Below are 18971 nucleotides of genomic sequence, written 5' to 3' on the forward strand. Positions count from 1 at the left end.
ACTTACCGACGTTGCTGATCGCACCATGGTGCGCACGGCGCGCCGCCTTAGCTCAGATGGCCAGAGCAACGCACTCGTAATGCGTAGGTCTCGGGTTCGAATCCCGAAGGCGGCTCCAGAGAAGTCCTGGTCACCTAGCCCGTGACCAGGGCTTTTTCTTATGCACTGGCCGCGCGGGGTCGGAACGCGATGATCTTCGCGCCCTCATGTGAGGCCGACGTGAGGCCATCCTGCTCGTTCGCCTGCTCGACCGCCCGCTGCTGGGGCAGGCGAGCGCTACCGCGCGGGACCATGGCGGCGGTTGCCTCGGCGGCCTCGGCGGCGGCCTTGGGCATGACCGACTGATAGATGTCTCGCGTGATCCGGCTGTCACTGTGACCGAGGGTCTCGGACACGATCTTGACGTCGACGCCGGCGGCGAGCATGAGCGAGGCGGCGACGTGCCGCAGGTCGTGCAGCCGGATCGGCGGCAGTCCGGAGAGGTCGACGAGCCGCTCGAACTGATCGGTCAGCCACCCGGGGTGAATCCGGTCGCCGTCCTCTTGGGTGAACATCCGGCCCGACTCGATCCACGCGCGCCCCCACTGGCAACGCTCGGCGGCCTGCTTGGTCCGGTGCGCGTCGAGCACCTCGGCGGTGTACTCGTCGATCGAGAACACGCGCTCGCCGCTGTCGGTCTTGGGCAGGCTCTCTATGACCTCCCATCCATCCTGTACGAGTTGAGTGGCAACCGTCATCGTGCGACTCGGTGCCGAGTAGTCGGCCCACCGGACGCCGCACGCCTCGCCGCGGCGCAGACCCCGGAACGTGATCAGGTGGAACAGCGGCAGCAGTCGGTGTTTCGTCTCGGCGAGGTAGTCGAGGAACTGCCCGGCCTGCTCCGGGGTCCACACCATGACCGCCGAGGGCCGCTCGCCGGTCCGCACCCATGCCTCGACCCGCTCGGGCGTCCAGACCATCGCTTTGGGCCGCTTGGCCGGAGTGAGCTCGACGTATGAGGCGGGGTTGAAGGTGATCGCCCCGCGCGCGATGGCGGTGTTCAGCGCGGCCCGCAGCGTGTCGCGGACGTGCTTCTGAGTCGACGGTCCGGTGATGCGGCGGAACGGCGGCATCGCGTCTATGGCGTCCTTGAGGAACTTCCTTCGGCCTCGGTTCTCGATCCCCTTCCACGGGATCGTTTTCAGCTCGTCGAGCGCGGCGCGGCGCTGCACGTTCGCTTCGTGAATGTCGGCGTTGGTCTCGGCGATGCCGGCGAACATCTCGTCGAGGTGCTGCACCGTGAGGCGGTCGAGGCGGATGTGCCCGATCCGGGGTTTCAGGTGGCACCTGATGTCGACCTCGTACCGGGTTTCTCCGCTCTTGCGGAGTGCCTTCTTTCCGGCGAGCCACACGTCGAGCCACTCGGCGACCGTCATGTGCTGAGTCAGAGACTGCCCGGTCGCGAAACGGCGCTTCGTCTCGTCGTAATCGGGGATGTCCTCGCCGCTCGCGGACACGGTTTCGAGCAGGTCGGCGAGGCGGCGGCGGCCGTCGGGGTCCGACTTCTTGTCGGCGATGTCGAGCAGCGCGGCAAGCGCGGTGATGTCGGTCTGCGCGTCCGTCTTGGTCTTGTACCCGCTGCGCCGGAAGCGGCGCCGGGTGCCGTCCTCGCGGGGCGGCAGTTCCTGAACCAGGCTCCACACGCCGTGTGTTCGCTGGGTCAGCTTCTTGCACGCTGCGCCGAGCTGCTTGTCGGTCTGCGGGTCGCGGCATCCGCAGCGCTTGGTGATCGTTCCGTTCATCTAGTCGTTCTCCTCGGGTGTGACTGAGTTGGGGGCGTCGAGCATGTCGAGCCCCCGCATGTCCTCGATCAGGTGGTGCGGTAGGGCGGGGACCTTGAGCCCTGCGCGCACCATGTCGTCGATGTGGCGTGCGAGTTCTTCGAGGCGGTGCACAAAGTCGGTCTCGGCGTCGGGATCACCTCCCCTCGCTTGGTTGGCCTCGGTGCGGAGATAGGCCCTGCGGACGATCGCGAGGCGTCGCTCGAACTCGGGGTACAGCGAGGCCGGATACGCCGCTGTAGCCCACGCTGCGGCCCATGTCTGGCCCGTTCCGGCGATCCGCCGGGAGTCGGTGACGTACCGCCCGTCGAGGGGTCCGTCGAGTGTCGGTGTCGTCTCGCCGGTCATCCACTGCCACACCGTGTAGGGGTCGCGCGGATCGGCGGCCGGGACGGTGGGCACGGTCTCTTCGCTCCCGAGGGGGAGCAGCAAGAGCAGAGGGGGAGTGGCGAGGGCGAGGCCGAGCACGAGCAGGTCGTCGACGGTCACCGGACGGCGTTTCTTGCCCTCGGCGCCTGATCGGCCGGTCTCGATGCTGACGATCACGGCGTACGTGATGTCGGGGCGCCCGAGGCGGGCGCACTCGGCGGCGAGGTCGTTTCGGTTCATGCCGAGGCGTTCGCGGTGCCGGCGGATCTGTGCGGCGACGATGTCGCCCGCTGTCTGGTGACTGTGCATATTGCAAAGCTAGCTATGTTGCTTGCAAAGGTCCAGTCGGAATCGTACGTTTCTGGTCTGGCACTGCTCGACACCATCGGTCCGCAGTGCACACCGATGTCACAGGGGGTAGACCATGACGACTACAGAGCAGGGGATGACACACGACGAGCTGATGCACCTACCCGTCGCCGTCCCGCTGGAGACGGCAAACCGTGCGCTGCACCTCGGCCGCACGACCGGGTATCACCTCGCCCGGACCGGCCGGTACCCCGTGCGGGTCCTGCGCCATGGGCGGGCGTACAAGGTGTCGCGCTATGACCTGCACCGGCACCTCGGCGTCGAGGCGGACGCACCGGCCGACGGGGGAGCCTAGGCAGGAAAGCCCCCGCCCGCCGGGCCTTGAGGGCGCGACGGGCGGAGACATGGGGTTGACCGTGGTCTACGACCAACCGTGCTCGGTGAGCGGCTCGGCGTCCTTGAGATAGCCGAGCAGCCCGGCGGCGGGGTACTCGATGATGTCCTCGGGCAGCTCGTGCACGGACCACCATCGCAGGTCGAGGCACTTTTCGGGCTCTCGGTTCACCGGCTCGCCCGTCCACGTGGTGGCCAGGAAGAACAGACCGATTCGCTCGGTGTCGGCGTCCTGCTTGTGGTGCACGACGTGCACGAGCCGCAGGTGCTCGGGGTCGACCTCGACGCCGGTCTCTTCGAGCAGTTCGCGCGCGGCACCCGAGGTGAGCGGCTCGCCGGCGTCGAGCTTGCCCGAGGGGGCGTGCCACCGGCCGTAGCCGTACGGCCCCCCGCGCTGCGACAACAGCACCTTGTCGCCATCACGCAGAATCACGTGCGTGTCGATCACGGGGGTTGCGAGTGCTGCGTTCATGAGTTCACCGTGCGGTCGTCGGGGTCGGTGGGGTTGTCGACGCTACCCCCGGATGGGGGCAGCGCGTCGGCGATTCGCTTCGCTACATCCGTAGGGGTGGCGTCGGTCGAGTCGAGCACGAGCACCTCGACGCCGAGGGTCATCAAAGTCTGTGCGGCCTCGCGGTAGAGCGCGACCTCGCGGGCGGGCCCGTCGGGGTCGTCATGGAAGCGGTGGCGCTTCCCGCGCTCAGCGAGACGGGCCGCGATGCTTGCCGGGTCCGCAGTGAGGATCACGGCCAGGTCGGGCAGCAGGATGTGCCGGTTCAAGGCGAGCACGAACGGCTCGGGTACGCCGTCGAGCTGCTGGAGAACGAGACTCGACGCGAGGTAGCGGTCACAGATCACGGTCTCGCCGGCCTTGAGCAGCGGATCGAGCTCGACCTCGATGTGCTCATACCGGTTCGCGGCGACGAGACAGGCGAGGGCGCGGCCGTGAATGTGGTTCGCCTTGGCCCGGGTGAACTCGCCGAGCTCGCTCGTCGAGGGCTCCGTCGTCGTGTGGACACGTCTTCTGCGGTCGACGAGCAGGCGGCCGAGCTCGGCGACCGTGGTCGACTTCCCGACCGCGCTCGGGCCGTCGACCGTGACGAACACGCCGGGGTGGACGGTCACGCGGCGACCCCCAGACGGTTGCGGTCGTGCTGCTCGCGGGTGAGCTCGGCGAGCGTCGCGCGGAGCTTCGGGAGAGGGACGGTCCCGAACTGGACGCCGACCGAAAAATTGAACTCGTCGCGGGCGCGCATCGACTCGTCGGCACCGTCGGCGGTCAGGTCGACGTCGGAGTACGCGAGCAGTGTGTCGGGCTCGTGTCCGGCGTCGGTGAGCGTCTTCCAGATCGGCGTACCGGGGTAGGGCCGGAACTCGAACACGCTCGCCCGAAAGCGGCCCGCTCCGTACCGGTCGGCGATGGCCCACAGGTTGTGGATGTGGCGCACCGTGGCGTCGAGGTCTTCCTGCTGCTCCCCGGGGTACCCGAGGATGAAATAGCCCTTCACGCCGATGCCGCGCGCGAGCAGCCGGGCGGCGACCTGCTCGGTCATCTTGGCGGTAATCCGCTTGTCCATGCCGGCGAGCACGCGGTCGCTGCCCGACTCGATGCCGAGGGCGACCTCGCGTAGTCCGTTCGCCTTGAGTGTGTCGAGCATGGCGTCGTCGAGGCGGTCGAACACGTTGATCCGTCCGGTGGCGTCCCACACGTACCGGTCGCCGATCCGGTGTCGGGTGAACGCTTCCATCTGCGGCACGATCACCCGCTTCGCACCGAGGAACAGATCGTCGACGAACCGGTACGCGGTGGTGCCGTAGGTCTCGTGCAGGTGGTCGAGCTCGTCGACGATGCCCTCGGGCGACCGGGGGCGGATCTTGACGTCGGGGTTCGCCGATACAGCGGCACCGCAGAACCCGCAGTCGTACGGGCACCCGCGCGATCCGACGATGTTCGCCTCGGTCCGGCCGTCGTCGGCGATGTACGGATCTTGCGGCAGGAACGCGCGGTTCACGAGCGGTAGCGCGTCGATGTCCGGGCTCAGCCAGTCGGCGGCCCTGTCGCGGGCGATGCCGGCGGCGTGCGTGCCGAGCAGCCGGTCGCGCCACATCACCCCGGGCAACTCGGCGCGGCGGCGCTCGTCTGCCAGTAGCGCGGCGACTCGTGGCTCGCCCTCGCCGATCACCAGGGCGCGCAGGTTGCCCATACGCGGATCGTCGAGGATGCGGGCGGGCATCGCGCGGGCGTGGTGCCCACCGACCATGAGCGAGATACCGGGGTCGAGCCCGGCGGCGATCCGGGCCGACATCTCGTACGTGGGGGCGAGCAGGTTCATCCCCACCCAACGGGGCCGGACGCCGTTGATCAGGTGCGCGGTTTCGTCGACGCCGAGCCCCTGCGCCTCGGCGTCCAGCACACCCACGTTGAAACCGGCCTGCTGCGCGTAGGTGGCGATGTACGCCATCCCGAGCACGGGCAGGGTGTAGTCGTTCGTTCGGGGCCGCAGGGCGTAGTCGCGGAGCGGCGCATTCACGAACAAGGCGTCGAGCACCCGGTTCGGGTCGGCGCCGGCGATCAGGTCAGAGGCTGCTCGGTCCTCCGTGGCCGTTAAGGTCATTGCTCCCCCACGTGAGAGTGAAAAGGGTCAGGGCGTGCAGTTGCGTGCGTGCGGGCGCCCATCGGCGCCACAGGGCCTCGAACTCACTGTCAGAGCTCGGGAAATCGAGTGCGGGGGCCGCTTTGCGGGCCCACGTGCGCACGGCGAGGTCGCCGTGCGGGTAGATCGAAAAGTCGCCGGTGAAGTCGGCCGCGGCGGCTGCTGCGGTCCATGGCCCGATTCGGCGCACCTCGACGAGCTCTTTGATCAGGCTTTCGGGGTCGAGAGTGGCCCAGTGCTCGCCCCGGTCGAGGTACGCCTCGGCGGCGGCGCGCAGCGCGTTGCGGTTGAACTTCGCCCCGACGGCGGCGAATCCGTCGTCGTCGATCCCGAGCACGGTCTCGGGAGTGGGCACGGTCGCGAACTCGCCGGCCACCGTGTTGAAGGTGCGCCCGTAGGCGGTGTAGAAGGCCCGGTGCTTGCGCGCGGCCTGCTTTGCAGTCACGACCTGGCGGAGAACGGCGGTCACGATCGCATCCCACAACGACGTGTTGGTGAGACGAGCGACCGTGCCGAGGCGTACCAACGCGTCGAGCAGTGGCGCGGCTTGCTCGGGGGCGGCGGGTAGCTCGATCGGTGATGTGTAGGCGACGGGCGGCTGCTCGGCGGCGGGGTCGCCAGTAACGGGCCACAGGGCGAGGTGTTCGCTCCGGTGGTTCCAGACGGCGAGCCATGCGGCGCCCCCGTGCTCGACGAGACGGGCGCGTTCCTCCTTGGCGGTCGTCTGCCATGCGGGGTGTTCAGTGATGATCTTCGTGCTCATGGGCTCAATTCCGGTCGAGGGGGCGCGGGTTAGGGGGCGCGATGACGGCGTGCGTGCGCAGTTCGAGGAAGCGCACGGGGGTAATCGTCCACTCGACGACCGCCCCACTTCCCACTACCACGGTGAACCCGCAGCGCGTGCCCGAGTTGAGCAGAGCGAGGGCGTGCAGCCATCCCGACTCGGCCCACTCGACCGCCCGTTCGACCTCGCGCGGCGTCATCCCGAGCATGTGAGCCGTGCGCACCTGAACGCGCAACGCGCGTATGGCGGCACGCGGCGTCGGAAACACGCGCGGCTGATCGAGTGGCGAGGCCCTGCACGCGTACGGCGAGTCGTACCGCAGCACCTCGAACAGAAACCCGTGTTCGACGAGTGCCTCGGCCTGCTGGGGATGGCTGGACAACCTTGCCCCGTTGACGGTGATCACACCGGCTGGCGCGCTCATTCCCTCACCCTCCGGACGCGGTTACATGGTTGCCCCTGTCCGGCAGTGAGGCGTAAGTGCGCCGGCCAGGGTGGACCCTCGGGGGTTCTCCCTAACAGGCGTGCGAATAGGGAGCTTTCGGCATGTATGGGTGCGGCGTTGCTGCGATTGGGGCATCGCTGCGTCGCAGAGTGACCGTACTGCCACGGAAGAGAGAGCGGCAAGTGTGCAACGGGGCATACTTGTCACGGCTGGGGATTGGCATATGCCGGTGCCCCCCGTCCCAGATGGAACGGGGGGCACCGTTGCTACGCGGACGCCGAGCGCTAGCTGAGCATGTGGTCGAACTCGCCCGCCTTGACGCCGGCGATGAAGGCGGCGAGCTTGTCGCGGCTTGTGGTGACGACGACGCTCGGATCGTCACTCTCGCGCACCTTGATCACGCCGCCCTCGGCGACCGCGAGCTCGACGCAGTTCTCGCCGCCGCCCCCCGAGAAAGACGACTTCTGCCACTTAATGGGTGATGCGCTCATTCCCTTTTCTCACAGTTCCCTTGCGATGTGGTGGATTAGCTGCCTCGACCCCTCGGGGTCGAGTGAAGCGTGCTCGGCGATGTCGAGCAGCGTCCGATATTTCTTCAATTCGGCCTCGGCGTCCAAGAAACGCCCGCCGAAAGCACTGTCGATCTGCACGGTGTCCAATTCGGGTACCGGGCCGCTTGCATACAGGACCGGTTGCGTCACCTCGATAAAGTCCTCGCTCGTGAAGGGGATCACGCGAATGGACACGGTGGGAAGCTTGGAAATCTCGATGAGGTATTCGAGTTGTTCGCGAACAACCTTACGGCCACCGAACCTCATCCGTAGCGCAGCCTCATGGATGATGGCTGTGTACTGGGGTGGAACCTCTCGCTCGAAGATGGTGAAGCGCTTCAAGCGGTGCTCGACGCGCGCCTCTACCTCATCCCCGGGGAGTCGCGGCGTGACGCCCGAGAACAGCGCGCGGGCGTAGTTCTCCGTCTGGAATGGTCCGGGGAACGTGATGCTCTGCATCGACCGCATTGAATCGGCGTGGTGTTCCAGCTCTGCAATATTCAGCCACGCGGGGTCTAGCTTGCCCCGGAAATCGTCGAACCAATATTGCCCCCTGTGTTCGAGGGCTATTGCGCAAAGAGCCTCGATAAGGGGTTCGTTGTCGCATTGGTAGAACGTGGCCAAGCGTCGAATGCGTTCGACGCTCACCCCGATCCGGCCCGCCTCGATGTGGCTCATCTTTGCCTGATCGGTCGACAGAAGGCCGGCAGCCTCACGCGCCGTTCTCCCCGCTCGTTCGCGCAGCTTCCGCAGCTCGACGCCGAGTCGTTGCTGCCGCGCGGTCGGGTTGTCCCTCGGTGGCATTGGTTCCTTCCCCTGTCGTTGACCTGAGTCTGCCGCGTAACCGTGCCTTGGGTCCACCTCTCGTCACCGGGAGTGGGGGGCACCCTTGCCCCGGGGCATGTATGCCCCCTACAGTCCTGGCAGCACCGTGCCACGCCAGTAAGCCCGAAGTGCAGCCGTTGCGCACGCTTTTGCGCGCCCCGGGGACGGCCAAGCCACGCATGGCGAGCGCGAGCTCAGACAGCGTTGGGAGACGACGAAATGACGACCGCAGCCTTAGCACCTCCCGCACAACCGCCCGAGCAGAACGCGAGCTACAGGTTCACCGCGCCCCGATTGCCGAGCACGCCCGCTCTCGCCCGGCACTGGGTCGCCGACCTGCTGCGTTTCGGCGGGCGCGGGCACCTCGCCGAGCGTGCCGAACTCTGCACGTCCGAGGTGGCCACGAACGCGTACCTGCACACTGCCTCGCCCCTGATGACGGTAGAGGTGTCACTCTCGACCGAGGGCGTAACCGTCTGCGTGCACGACGGCGCCCCGGGACGTAAACCGCAGGTACGGCCCACGTGGGCAGACCCGAGCTCGCTCTCGCCGACCGGGCGCGGCCTCGGGCTCGTATCCGCCTACGCCGACATGTGGTCGGCGGTGTCCGACGAGTCATCAAAGACCGTGTGGTTTCTGCTCAGTGACGACTCGACGGCGAGGTGTGCAGCGTGACCACCTATGCCGACCGAGCCTTGCTCGGCCTAGTGATCATCTTCGCGAGCCTCGGTGTGCTCGTACTCGTGGCGATCTACGCCTCGATTCCCGGCCCCCTCCACGCCGAGACGCCGCCGCCCGACACCGAGGGACAGACCTACACCTGCTACTGCTGGCGCGACCCGATCCCCGTGCGGGTCGTGGTCGGACCCAGCAAGGGCCGAGCGCCTGCCCGCGCGAGGCACGCACGCCACGCCGCCCGCTCGAAAACCCATGTCTCCCACGCGGGAGCGGGCGGCGGTGGAAGGGGCGCACCTCCCGTGCCCGCGACCGGATAGGTCGCGCGCACGGTGACCCCGAGCAGTGGGCCCTCGACGAGTGCACCGTCGAGGGCCCATTCGCCTGCCCTCACAACGACAAAGGCGCCCCCCGCAACCGGACAGACCCGGGTGCGGGGGGCGTGAGCGTTCAGTGAGTGGCGGTCTGCCACAGGGTGAGAGCGAGGCCGATGACGGCGACCAGAGCGAGGACGCTCGGGAGGGGCCACCGGGTCTTTTCGAGGGCGTCGAGTCGCTGTTCGTGGTCGGCGAGGCGGTTGTCGGTCTGGTCGCTGCGCTGCACGAGCAGGGCGAGCGAGCCGTCGGTGCGGGCGAACCCTGCCTCGACGACGCCGCGCAGCCGCTCAAGTTCGAGCGCGACGTCGCCCGGGGTCGGGTCGGTCACTGGCGCCCGCCGTGGTCGCGGTCGAGGGCGAGCAGCTCGTCGTCGGGGTGCGGGGCGGCGCGCAGCCACTGCGGCAGCAGGTTGTCGACGACCGGGAGTGCCATCACGCGCGTGATGGCACCCGCGATGGCGAGGGCCAGGCCGACGCCGGCGGCGGTCTGCGGGATGCCGGCGGCGTCGATGATCAGGGGCAGACCTGCGGCCAGGGCGAGGGCGGTCTGCACGATGGTGCGGAGGGTGCGACGCGAGGCGTCGGTCATGGGTGTACCTCTCTGTTCGTGATGGGGGAACGGGCCGCCCGCCGTGGTGCGGGCGGCCCGTGTGGTGCGGGGCGGGTCAGACCTTGGGGACCTTGAGCGCGTCCCAGGACGCGCGGCCGGGCCACCCGTCGGCGTCGTCGCCTCGGTAGCCGAGGTGTCGCTGCCACCGTGCGTAGCTCTGGCGGTCGACCTCGGTCCACTGCGGCCCCGGGCCTCGGCGGTAGGCCGAGCAGCCCTCGGCGACGAGCCGCCGGCCCATGGCGGTGATGATCGGCGAGTGCGGGTGCCGCTTGAAGAACGCGACGCCCGGGTACGGCTCGAACCTTTGCGTCGGCGGCTTGGGCTTGGGCTGCTCGGGCTTGGTGGCGAGGCGGCGGTCGATGCGCTCGCGCATGGTGGTCATGGAGAACCCGCGCGGGTCCGACTTCCAGTCGCTCCACTCCTTGTGCCCGATGACGCTCGCGCCGGTCCAGCCGTAGGCGCGGCAGATCGCGGCCGAGACGCGCTCGATCGCGTCGAGCTGCTCGTCGGGCCACGGGTCGCGGCCGTCGCCGAGGTTGACGCACTCGAACCCGTAGAAGTGCGCGTTTCCGTCGGCCGCGCCGGCCGAGCCCTCGTGTCGGTGCGTCGCCGGCAGCGACCGCTCGGCGACCACTGCGGCGAGCACGCCCGGGTCGCCGCCCCCGGCGTGGTTCGCACGTCCCGCGCTGATCAGGTAGACCGTGCCATCCTTCGCGATCACGCCATGGCACAGCGGCCCCGGGAGCGAGGCGTATCCGTCGTAGCAGAGCCGCACAGAGTGCTCGGTGCCCTCGCTCACGGTGTGGTGGATCATCACACCGTTGATCGGCCCAAACGAGCCCTTGTGGTTGCGGTTGTGGGTGCGCCACGAGTCGACCTCGACGACGCGTACGCCCTCGGCGCGCAGGATCGCGACGAGCCGATCGGGCGTGAACGGGGTTGCCATGGTGGGTGTCTCCAGACATGAAAAAACGCCCTCGGCGGGGTGCCGGGGCGTGCGGTCGGTGGGTTGGTCAGACGAGAGCGAGCGCCATGATCGCGGGATCGAGTCCTACCTCGCCCGAGCTCTGGTTGACGGTGCTCGGTAGCGACGTCTGCGCGTCGAGGCACCATGCGCGCTGAAACGCGCTGCCCAAGAAGAAGTTGGCCGGTGCGGACGGCGACTCGTTCTGTATGTGCATGTAATAGAAGTCGGTCGCGCTGCCGGCGGAGAGCAGGAACGCGCTCCAGTAGCGGCCCGGTTGCAGGGTGACCGTGCCGGACAGGGGCACGGGCACGGCGCCGATGTGGTTGTTCTTGGCGCCCGGGGCGGTGCCGGTGATCTGTCCGGCCGAGGGCAGGCTCGACACCTGCCCCGAGGTCGCCACCCGCGCCCCCGACTCGTTGTAGATCCCGGCATAGAACCGCGCGGCCGGTACCGCGCTGCTGCCCGCCCACCCGCGCGCGAAGATCGCGACGGCGTTGACCGGGGTCGGCTCGGAAATGTAGATGCCGCTCAGATAGATCCGCTTGAGTACGGCGGCCTTGGTCGTGGTGGGGTTTGTGACGTGCGCGGGGTCGCCCGACCATGCCTGAAACCCGAGCGCGTTCGGCGTCCATACGTTCCGCGTGGTGGTGGACGGGAGCTGTTCGACCGGGAGTCGGCCGGACGAGTCGAGCGAGGCGACGCCGGACGCCGCGCCCCGCGCGCTGGTCGCGATGGCGCCGACTTGCGCGGCGGTGTGCGTGTGACTGGTCGCCGCGGCGCCGACGTCGGCCGCGGCCAGGACGACGATGCCGGTCTGCCCGTTGACGGACTCGACCGCGCCGGCGCCCGAGGTGTCGGGAAGCTGCTCGGCCGGAACCTTGCCGGTCGCGTCGAGCTGCGCGACGCCCCCGGCGGTGCCGGCGGCCGTGGTGGCGAGGGCGCCGACGTCGGCGGCGCCGAGCACAATGTCGGCGGCGCTCTTGCCGTTGACGGACTGGACGACGCCCGGGGCACCGGGCGCCCCGGCGGGGCCGGTGTCGCCCTGGTCGCCCTTGGCGCCCGGGGCACCCTGGGGGCCCTTGAGATTGCCGATCGAGGCGCCCCACCCGGACGGGCCGCGCTGCCAGATGTCGCCGGTATCGGTGCGCAGCAGCATGTCGCCCGGTCGCGTGCTGGCGCTCGACGTCGAGCCGTTGTTGACGTACCAAGCGGCGCCGCGCACGTCGCCGCCGAGCTGCGTCCACGTGCCGGCGGTCTTCTGCCACGTCGAGACGGTCGTCGAGGTGACGCCGAGGAACTCGCCCGACTCGTACCGCACGTAGAGGTCGCCGTCGACGCCGAGGGCGGGGTCGGGCGCGGCGGTGCCGCTGTAGATCCTGCTGCCCGGGGTGCCGTCGGGGCCCTGCGGTCCGGGCACGCCGACGTAGTTCGGTTTCGAGGGGTCGGTCGGGGCGATGTCGGCGAGGTCGACGTCGGGGTACGCGGCCGGTAGCACGATGTTGTACGAGCGGCCCACGGGGATACCCGAGAGCTGCTCGGTCACGACGTACGCCCATCCGGACGGGTCCATGTCGGGCGCGTCGGTGGCCGGCAGGTTGACCTCGACCGCGCCCTGCGCGTCGAGCTGCACGGTCACGGGGCCGCCGAGGATCACGTCGGCTTGCGGGAAGGTGAGTTGTGCGGGCGCGCGGAACACGATCGCCCCGGACAGCGGGACGCCGTTCGGGGCGAGGAAGCGACCGCGCACGGTCACAGTGGGTATGGACGGGGGCAGCAGTGCGGGGCCCTCCCTAGTCGTCGATGGTGCGCATCCCCGGTGCGGGCGCCCCGGGGTCGGTCTTGGGGGCGGGCGGTTCGGAGAGCAGCGGTACGCCGAGATCCGCCGTCGCCGCGGCGGTGGCGCTCGCCGGCGGGTCCGGCGCTTCGTCGGCCGTGAACGTGTTCCGGGTGAAACTGCTGAACACGCGCGTTTCGATACCTGCGCCGCTGACCTTGACGCGGTGCTCGATGATCCACCCGACGTAGTCGAGGTGGCCGACGCCGTGCAGTGGCCACGTGTGGGTTTTGCTCGTCCATGTGTTGGCCGGGACGTCGTACGCGGTCATCTCGATCGTGCCGTCGGTGGGGTGGATCATGGACACGCGCACCTGTCCCCCGCCGGCACTGGCGATGCTGGACATATGCAGTTCCATGACGGCGTTGTGAGCGGGGGCACCTCCCACCCATCCGGGCTGGAAAGTGGTTCCCTCGGTGCCCTGCTGCTTGGTCGGGTACAGGGGAACGGGCATCCAGGGGCGGCCGAGGAAGCGGCGGCAGTAGTAGTCATCCATCAGGATCACGTCGCCCTCGCGGGAGAACTGCCGGATCATGTTGGAGCCCTCGCCCGAGCCGCCCACGTTGAACGCGAGGCTTCCGTCGCTGCGCTGGATCTTGACGCCGTAGGCGCCATCCCACAGAGCACCGACACCGAAAATCCCGGTGCCGTCCGGGGCGGACACCTCCAGTGAGCCGCCCTCGCCGATCCGGACCGGGCCGGCGGTGATCTCGTCGAGTGCGGGGCGGATGTTCGCGCGGCCCGTGAGGGTGCGCACCTCGCGCTCAAGCGCGCGGATGCGGTCGAGGATGTCGAGCGGGATCGCTGCCACTAGGCGGCCTCCAGACTGAGTTTCGCTGTTTCGGGTCGGCCGCGCAGCGGCGGGGAGATCGCGAGGCCGACCACCCGGTACCGGCGGTCGAGCCCCTCGGCCCACCACAGATCACGGATGCGCACACGGATGGTGGCGCCGAGCAGCGAGGGCGACAGGGGCGTGCGGTCGAGCGCGACGGTTACCTCGGGGATCGTCTGCGGGTGCAGCGCGGCGGCCAGGTCGGCGCGTGCGTGCGCGTCGAGGGTGGCCTGCTCGGTCACGGTGGAGTAGTCCGAGGTTCCGTCCAGCCGCGGCCATCCGATGCCGAGCTGCTCGTCGTCGTCGAGTAGCTCGGACATCAGGGGTAGAGATTCCTTGGTCTGGTTCTTGTTGTCGGACGCGCCCCGGGCTTGCCACGCGTTCGCCCGCACGGTCGCGTCGATGGGCCACGCGTAGGACATGACGGGGCCCGGGTGGTCGAGGACGACGTCGCTCGCCCCGGTCCGGATGACCGGGGAACCGAGTTGCAGCCGCTTGACGCGCCGGCCGCTGCCCGGATCGCGAAAGCTCGCGATCCTCCACTCGAACCCGTGCTCGACGGCGGCGAGTTGGTCGATTACCTCGCGGATGCGCGGCACGTCATAGCGGCGGTATGTGCGGTCACGCTTGACGCCCGAGAGCTGCTCGGCGTCGTACTCGATCCCGATGTCGCCGCCGGGCAGGCTCGCGGCGTAGTCGAGCAGTCCCCGCACGATGTCGTACTGGTCGACCTGTACGGCCTCCTGCGTGTGCAGGATCGCGCGGTGATCGAGGTACGACGCCCACCCGCCGGCCTGTATCTGTAGGCCGAGAAACCCCCGTTCGTTGCTGGTCAGGTTCGCGGTCCACAACACGCCGCCCCACCAGATTTCGGGGCCGCGCTCGATCCACAGGGCCGTACGCCCGGGTTCGATGGCGGCGCGCGCACGGGCGGCGACGGCTCGGTTCGGCAGAGGGACGGTGGCCGAGGCCGAGCCCGTCTTGCCGATGTAGTCGTCGAACTGGACGTCGGTCACCGGCAGGACGTCGAGCACCTGATCGGTGCGCAGGTCACACAGGATGACTCGGTACGTGGGGGCGATCAGTGCGGCACCCCCTCATGCGTCGAGCGGGTAGATCAGGCCCGACAGGGCCGCCCATGTGGTCAAGTCCGAGTTGCCGATGAAGTGCAGAGTTCCGTCGGTCTGACAGTCGACCTTGATCGGGACGCCGCCGGCGGCGATCGACGCCGAGGTGTGCAGCGCGGGCCGCAGGGCCGAGGGGAGCGGGGACGCGAGCGGCTTCCCGCTGTTCGGCGGAACCCCCTTCGTCGTCCAGGACACGCCGCCGCGCCACTGCATGTGGGGAATCCCGCCGAGCATGATCCGGCGGTACCTGATCGTGCCCTGATAGTTGCCCCCGTTGGTGTAGCCCGAGGCGAGGGCCGGCGTCGTCCACCCGATCACGGGGTCGAGGGTCTGCCACGCCGCGCCGTCCCACCGGTCGAGGCCGGTCCCGTTGTCGCGGTACTGGCCCGGGTACCCGCCGGGGAAGGACAGGCCCCACCCGCGCGGGATGATGCCCCCGTACGCCGAGGTGTAGCGGCGGCGGTCGGCGAGCGCGCTCTGCCATGCGATGCCCCCGGTACCGGCCGAGGTACCCGCCGGAACGGTGACATCCCACAGCCGCAGCGCGGGCGTGATCAGGGTCGGCGCCGTCGGCGTCGCCGTCGCCTCGCCTTGCAGCACCTCGACGGTGACCTCGGTCTGCTCGCTCGTGTCGTACAACCCGTCGCGGATCTTGAGAATGACCGAGTCGATGCGGGTGTACTGCGCGTGTCCGTCGCCGATCGTGAGCGTCTCGGGGGAGGCCACGGCCACCGGATACGCACCCTGCGCGGCAGTGCCCTGCACCACGGCGCGGCCGACGCCGATCTGTACCTGCATGGCGCCCGTGCCGGTCGCGGCGAGCGGGTCGCCGCCGGCGATCACGCCGTCGCGCGTGAGGGTCTCGGACTCGGGCGCCATGGCGCCGAGCGGCACGAGTCGGGTGTCTTCTCTGGTCTGGCCGTTGGGCAGCAGCCATCCGGCGCGCACGGTCACGTCGGGGTACCTCCTTACCAGTAGGCGGAGCGCCACCGGAGCGAGACCGAGGCGCGGGGATCGGTGGAGCCGGGCGCGGCTCGGAAGACGAGCGAGGACGCGCCCGGAGCGAGGGCGAATAGCTGCTCGGGAGCACTGCGGGCGGTGGCCGTATACAGACGCGAGGCGGTGCCGTTGAGCGTGACCGTGCCCTCGCGGGTGTCGACGAGCAGCTCGTCGTCGGCGGCGAGGTCGATGTCGTACTCGATCGCCTCGCCGGTCGCGAGGTTGGTCACGGACGGCAGGGAGACCGGCCCCCGGACCGTCACGACCGGATGGCTCGGCGCGTCGCCCGTGTTGAGCGCGAGCAGGGCCCCGGTGCTGCCCGGGGTGCCGAACATCATCGGGTAGGCGAGGTGTTCGGGCCCGGGGGCGAGGTGCCAGTCGAGACCGGCCTCGGGCGCGGGAAGGTGCGCGGTGGCCTGCTGCTCGACGACGCCGTACCGGCGCGGGTCGGTGGCCTCGAACTGCATCGCGGCCCCCGTGACGACGCCGACCGCGTACCCGCCCGTGCCGACCGGCACGGCACGGCGGATGCACCGGACCCAAGACAGCAGCGGCGGGGAGTCGTCGAGGCGGATCACGAGCGGCTGCTCGTCGTCCCGTAGCGCGGTCGCTGCGGACAGAGCACGCACGGCGCCCCCCATGTGACCGGGCTCGGTGCGGATCACGACGCCGTCGAGAGTGATCGTGCGCGGCTGCGCGAGCAGCCGGCCGAGGTAGGCGCCGTGCGCGTCGGACCGGTTGACCGTGCCCGAGTCGTATCCGGGCGTGTCCTCCCACCCGGTCAGGGACTGCCACCCGTAGGCGGTCCGGGGCCCGAGCAGCAGCTCGCCGACTTGTACGTGCCCGGGGAGGGTGACCAGATCACCGGGGGCCATCCGGTCACCCCCTGCCCTTGGCGTGCCATGCGAGCGCGACCGCCGTTTGATCGGCGGTCGCCTCGCCGGCGTGCCAGTTCTCGATGTGCACGGTCGCGCCCCAACCGCCCGACGCCGCACCGCCGTTGGCGGGTGCCCCGGCCGTGGCGAACTGCGGCGCGGCGGGAACCGAGACGAGATTGCGCATCGTTCGGTCGACGGCCGGTGCGCCCGCCTTGATGCCCTCGACGATTCCCGCAGGAATGAACTTGCCGATCTTGTCGCGCATGAGACGCGACGGGGAATGAATTCCCAGCGCCTTTGCGATCGGGCCCGGAATCAGATTCTTGGCCCATGACATCAGGGTCGAACGCAGCCAAGAGCCCATGCCCTTGATGCCGTTCCACAGGCCCGTGATCAGATCGCGGCCCTTGTCGTAGAGCATCGAGCCGAAGTTGCCGAAGTAACCGGCGATCATCCCCGGGAGCCCGCGCACCCACGAAAGCATTTCCCCGGCTTTGCGGACGGTGCCCGACTTGATCGAGTCCCAATGCTTGATGATGAGACCGACCAAAGTCCAGTTGAGGAAGAAGTCAACGATCCGGCCCGGAATGCCCTTGACCCAATCGACCGTGGCGTTCCAAATGCGGACCGTGCCCGACTTGATCGAGTCCCAATGCTTGATGATCAGGCCGACCAAAGTCCAGTTGAGGAAGAAGTCGAGGATCTTCTGCCCGACCCATTGCAGCTTTCCCCAGACCCAATCCCACGCGGCCTTTGTGGCGGAAACGATCGTGTCCCAGTTGGCCACGATCAGGGCGACGATGCCGACCACGGCAGCGATCACGAGCGCGATCGGGCCCATGGCGAGCAGCCATGCCGCAGCCATCCGGGCGCCCTGTATCAGGGACTGCGTCCCCATCAGCACCCACGACGCGACCACCCGCACAGCAGCCGCGGCGGCCCCCGCGCCCTGCGCCACCCAACCCGCGAGCATCGTCGCGTTGAGCAGCACGAACCGGGCTGCTGCGGTGACGCCGGCGGCGGTCTGCGTGGCCCATCCGGTCACAACCGCGACGGTCGTCGTCGCTGCGGTCGTGGCGAGCGCGACGAGCGTCGGCAGCATCAGGACCGTGATCACGCCGGCGGCGATCGAGAGCGCCGTCGAGTGCTCGGAGATCCACCCGACGGACGCGCGCAGCGCGCCGCCGAGCCCTCCGTCGCCGATCCAGTCGGCGGCGGTCTCAAGCGCCGGAACGAGATAAGTCCCGAGCACGCCGACGAGCTTTTGCTCTATGCCGCGCTTGAACGCTTCGAGTTTGGTCGCCGCATTGTCGTGCATGGCGTCGCCGGCGGCGTCGGTGGCGCCCTTGACGTCGCCGAGTGCCTTTACCGCGCTGGACGGATCGAGCGAGTAGAGCGCGCGCTGCATGTCCTCGGACTTGGTTCCGAAGAGACCGAGCGCGATCTCGCTCTGCTTTGCGGGGTCCTTGACACCGCGCAGTTTGTCGAGAACTTGATCGAGAGCCTTTGCCGCTTCCGGCCCGCCCTCTTGAAAAACCTTCTGCATCTTGTCGGCAGAAAATCCGAGGTCCGTAAAGGCGGTCGCCGTCGCGTCGCTCATCCCCTGCGCTTGAAGGGTGAATTCCTTCAAGCTGTCGGCGACCGAGTCGGCGTCCCGCGCGCCACCCTTGAGCCCCTGCTGCAAAAGCCCCATGGACGTCTGAGCATCGAGGCCAAGCTGCCGGAATTCCGTCGGATACTCGGCGAACGTGTCGAGGAGATCCTCGGCGACGTCGACGCCGTTCTGCGAGCCGCGCACGAGCACGTCGAGCGCTTCCTGCGCGTTCTTGGCGAGCCCGTTTTTCATCATCGTGCCCACGGCACGAGACACCTTGGACACGTCCTCGCCCATAACCGAGGCAGCGCTCGCGACTTGCGTCGCAAGCGTCTTGACCTGGCCTCGGGTCGCCTCGGGCGGCAGCAGACCGTTTCGGGCGATGCCCTTGATGATCTCGGCGCCGTCCTCGACCGAGTCGACGATCGCCCCCGCGTACAGATCGCCCGCGGCCTGGCCGTAGGTCTTGGCGACCGGGCCGGTCGCGCCGAGCTGCGCCTGCAACGTCCCGGGGATCTTGCTTTGGTCGAGGGCCTTGTCGATCCCGGCCATGAGCGCGCCGCCGATCGCCGCGCCGATCGCGGCGGCGGCGATCCCCTTCATGGCGGTCTCGATGCCGGACGACGCCCGGTCGGCGCCGTCGGCCGCGCCGTCGGCGAGACCGTCGCCGAGCCCCTCGCCCGCGCGGTCGCCGCTGCGTTCGGCGTCGGCGGCGATCCGGTCGCCGCCCGACTGCACCGCAGCGCGGGCGCGGTTCATCCCGGATACGGCGCCCGAGTCGTCGATCGTTACCGTGGCGGCGAGCTCGCCCACCATGAGCGCCATGGGGCCTCACCTCCCAGCGGTTCGGCCCCCCGACGGGGAGGGGTCAGGCGGAGGAGTGAGGACCCGCGCGAGGCGGGACTCGGCGGAGAGCAGGGCAAGCACGC

The 18971-nt window shown here is 69.3% G+C and carries 21 protein-coding genes and 1 tRNA gene; 4 read left to right on the forward strand and 18 right to left on the reverse strand.

Going from position 1 to position 18971, the window contains the following annotated elements; all coding sequences use genetic code 11:
• Positions 1–41: 41 nt before the first annotated feature.
• Positions 42–118 (forward strand) — tRNA-Thr (locus AC3ET3_RS06215).
• Positions 119–158: 40 nt separating this feature from the next.
• On the opposite strand, the gene AC3ET3_RS06220 is transcribed toward AC3ET3_RS06215, so the two are convergent.
• Positions 159–1781, reverse strand: coding sequence for a tyrosine-type recombinase/integrase (locus AC3ET3_RS06220; RefSeq protein WP_435611759.1), 1623 nt, complete (start codon positions 1779–1781; stop codon positions 159–161).
• Positions 1782–2498 carry a hypothetical protein gene (locus AC3ET3_RS06225; protein WP_435611760.1) on the reverse strand — a complete coding sequence of 239 codons (717 nt, stop codon included), beginning with the start codon at positions 2496–2498 and terminating at the stop codon, positions 1782–1784. It abuts the gene before it with no gap.
• A 115-nt stretch (positions 2499–2613) separates the two neighbouring features.
• On the opposite strand from AC3ET3_RS06225, the gene AC3ET3_RS06230 reads away from it, so the two are divergent.
• Entirely contained in the window at positions 2614–2853 is a 240-nt protein-coding gene (locus AC3ET3_RS06230) for an integrase (protein ID WP_435610790.1), read from the forward strand.
• Positions 2854–2919: 66 nt separating this feature from the next.
• Here the strand turns inward: AC3ET3_RS06230 and AC3ET3_RS06235 are convergent, their stop codons facing one another.
• The 7 genes from AC3ET3_RS06235 to AC3ET3_RS06265 form a co-directional block, all read right to left on the reverse strand.
• Positions 2920–3363: an NUDIX hydrolase gene (locus AC3ET3_RS06235; protein ID WP_173264604.1), complete on the reverse strand. Its 444-nt coding sequence runs from the start codon at positions 3361–3363 to the stop codon at positions 2920–2922.
• A complete protein-coding gene (gene tmk, locus AC3ET3_RS06240; protein WP_435611761.1) occupies positions 3360–4016 on the reverse strand; it encodes a dTMP kinase in 657 nt (218 codons plus the stop codon). The genes AC3ET3_RS06235 and tmk overlap by 4 nt, the downstream gene beginning before the upstream one ends.
• Positions 4013–5506 carry a B12-binding domain-containing radical SAM protein gene (locus tag AC3ET3_RS06245; RefSeq protein ID WP_435611762.1) on the reverse strand — a complete coding sequence of 498 codons (1494 nt, stop codon included), beginning with the start codon at positions 5504–5506 and terminating at the stop codon, positions 4013–4015. The genes tmk and AC3ET3_RS06245 overlap by 4 nt, the downstream gene beginning before the upstream one ends.
• Entirely contained in the window at positions 5469–6308 is an 840-nt protein-coding gene (locus tag AC3ET3_RS06250) for a DNA glycosylase family protein (RefSeq protein WP_435611763.1), read from the reverse strand. The genes AC3ET3_RS06245 and AC3ET3_RS06250 overlap by 38 nt, the downstream gene beginning before the upstream one ends.
• Positions 6309–6312: 4 nt before the next feature.
• Positions 6313–6753 (reverse strand): hypothetical protein, encoded by a 441-nt coding sequence (locus AC3ET3_RS06255; protein WP_435611764.1) that lies wholly within the window; start codon positions 6751–6753, stop codon positions 6313–6315.
• A gap of 305 nt (positions 6754–7058) precedes the next feature.
• The gene (locus tag AC3ET3_RS06260) at positions 7059–7265 is read right to left on the reverse strand and encodes a DUF397 domain-containing protein (RefSeq protein WP_435611765.1); all 207 of its coding nucleotides are present in this window, start codon (positions 7263–7265) and stop codon (positions 7059–7061) included.
• Between the two features lie 9 nt (positions 7266–7274).
• The gene (locus AC3ET3_RS06265) at positions 7275–8129 is read right to left on the reverse strand and encodes a helix-turn-helix domain-containing protein (RefSeq protein WP_435611766.1); all 855 of its coding nucleotides are present in this window, start codon (positions 8127–8129) and stop codon (positions 7275–7277) included.
• Positions 8130–8369: 240 nt separating this feature from the next.
• Between AC3ET3_RS06265 and AC3ET3_RS06270 the strand changes: the two genes are divergently transcribed.
• Together AC3ET3_RS06270 and AC3ET3_RS06275 are read left to right on the forward strand one after the other, a co-directional pair.
• A complete protein-coding gene (locus AC3ET3_RS06270; protein ID WP_435611767.1) occupies positions 8370–8825 on the forward strand; it encodes an ATP-binding protein in 456 nt (151 codons plus the stop codon).
• A complete protein-coding gene (locus AC3ET3_RS06275) occupies positions 8822–9145 on the forward strand; it encodes a hypothetical protein (RefSeq protein ID WP_435611768.1) in 324 nt (107 codons plus the stop codon). Before AC3ET3_RS06270 ends, AC3ET3_RS06275 begins: the two co-directional genes overlap by 4 nt.
• Positions 9146–9275: 130 nt before the next feature.
• On the opposite strand, the gene AC3ET3_RS06280 is transcribed toward AC3ET3_RS06275, so the two are convergent.
• From AC3ET3_RS06280 to AC3ET3_RS06320, 9 genes are all read right to left on the reverse strand, one after another.
• Positions 9276–9530, reverse strand: a complete 255-nt coding sequence (locus tag AC3ET3_RS06280) for a hypothetical protein (protein WP_388517410.1) — start codon at positions 9528–9530, stop codon at positions 9276–9278.
• A complete protein-coding gene (locus AC3ET3_RS06285; protein WP_435611769.1) occupies positions 9527–9790 on the reverse strand; it encodes a hypothetical protein in 264 nt (87 codons plus the stop codon). The genes AC3ET3_RS06280 and AC3ET3_RS06285 overlap by 4 nt, the downstream gene beginning before the upstream one ends.
• A 76-nt stretch (positions 9791–9866) precedes the next feature.
• Positions 9867–10757, reverse strand: a complete 891-nt coding sequence (locus AC3ET3_RS06290; protein WP_435611770.1) for a peptidoglycan-binding protein — start codon at positions 10755–10757, stop codon at positions 9867–9869.
• Between the two features lie 67 nt (positions 10758–10824).
• Positions 10825–12525, reverse strand: a complete 1701-nt coding sequence (locus tag AC3ET3_RS06295) for a hypothetical protein (RefSeq protein WP_435611771.1) — start codon at positions 12523–12525, stop codon at positions 10825–10827.
• Between the two features lie 43 nt (positions 12526–12568).
• Positions 12569–13423 carry a hypothetical protein gene (locus AC3ET3_RS06300; protein ID WP_435611772.1) on the reverse strand — a complete coding sequence of 285 codons (855 nt, stop codon included), beginning with the start codon at positions 13421–13423 and terminating at the stop codon, positions 12569–12571.
• Positions 13423–14526 carry a hypothetical protein gene (locus tag AC3ET3_RS06305; RefSeq protein ID WP_488191821.1) on the reverse strand — a complete coding sequence of 368 codons (1104 nt, stop codon included), beginning with the start codon at positions 14524–14526 and terminating at the stop codon, positions 13423–13425. The genes AC3ET3_RS06300 and AC3ET3_RS06305 overlap by 1 nt, the downstream gene beginning before the upstream one ends.
• A 15-nt stretch (positions 14527–14541) precedes the next feature.
• Positions 14542–15525, reverse strand: coding sequence for a hypothetical protein (locus tag AC3ET3_RS06310; RefSeq protein WP_435611774.1), 984 nt, complete (start codon positions 15523–15525; stop codon positions 14542–14544).
• Between the two features lie 14 nt (positions 15526–15539).
• Positions 15540–16445, reverse strand: coding sequence for a phage distal tail protein (locus tag AC3ET3_RS06315; RefSeq protein WP_435611775.1), 906 nt, complete (start codon positions 16443–16445; stop codon positions 15540–15542).
• A gap of 4 nt (positions 16446–16449) precedes the next feature.
• The gene (locus tag AC3ET3_RS06320; RefSeq protein ID WP_435611776.1) at positions 16450–18867 is read right to left on the reverse strand and encodes a phage tail tape measure protein; all 2418 of its coding nucleotides are present in this window, start codon (positions 18865–18867) and stop codon (positions 16450–16452) included.
• Positions 18868–18971 lie beyond the last annotated feature (104 nt).

It is taken from the genome of Streptomyces sp. bgisy159 (assembly GCF_057707805.1).

Bases quoted from the DNA above. Each gene is read 5' to 3' on its own strand.
- AC3ET3_RS06265 (WP_435611766.1), bottom strand. From the start codon at position 8,129: ATGCCACCGAGGGACAACCCGACCGCGCGGCAGCAACGACTCGGCGTC.
- AC3ET3_RS06225 (WP_435611760.1), bottom strand. From the start codon at position 2,498: ATGCACAGTCACCAGACAGCGGGCGACATCGTCGCCGCACAGATCCGC.
- AC3ET3_RS06315 (WP_435611775.1), bottom strand. From the start codon at position 16,445: ATGGCCCCCGGTGATCTGGTCACCCTCCCCGGGCACGTACAAGTCGGC.
- AC3ET3_RS06230 (WP_435610790.1), top strand. From the start codon at position 2,614: ATGACGACTACAGAGCAGGGGATGACACACGACGAGCTGATGCACCTA.
- AC3ET3_RS06255 (WP_435611764.1), bottom strand. From the start codon at position 6,753: ATGAGCGCGCCAGCCGGTGTGATCACCGTCAACGGGGCAAGGTTGTCC.
- AC3ET3_RS06245 (WP_435611762.1), bottom strand. From the start codon at position 5,506: ATGACCTTAACGGCCACGGAGGACCGAGCAGCCTCTGACCTGATCGCC.
- AC3ET3_RS06260 (WP_435611765.1), bottom strand. From the start codon at position 7,265: ATGAGCGCATCACCCATTAAGTGGCAGAAGTCGTCTTTCTCGGGGGGC.
- AC3ET3_RS06250 (WP_435611763.1), bottom strand. From the start codon at position 6,308: ATGAGCACGAAGATCATCACTGAACACCCCGCATGGCAGACGACCGCC.
- AC3ET3_RS06320 (WP_435611776.1), bottom strand. From the start codon at position 18,867: ATGGCGCTCATGGTGGGCGAGCTCGCCGCCACGGTAACGATCGACGAC.
- AC3ET3_RS06220 (WP_435611759.1), bottom strand. From the start codon at position 1,781: ATGAACGGAACGATCACCAAGCGCTGCGGATGCCGCGACCCGCAGACC.
- AC3ET3_RS06235 (WP_173264604.1), bottom strand. From the start codon at position 3,363: ATGAACGCAGCACTCGCAACCCCCGTGATCGACACGCACGTGATTCTG.
- AC3ET3_RS06290 (WP_435611770.1), bottom strand. From the start codon at position 10,757: ATGGCAACCCCGTTCACGCCCGATCGGCTCGTCGCGATCCTGCGCGCC.
- AC3ET3_RS06285 (WP_435611769.1), bottom strand. From the start codon at position 9,790: ATGACCGACGCCTCGCGTCGCACCCTCCGCACCATCGTGCAGACCGCC.
- AC3ET3_RS06270 (WP_435611767.1), top strand. From the start codon at position 8,370: ATGACGACCGCAGCCTTAGCACCTCCCGCACAACCGCCCGAGCAGAAC.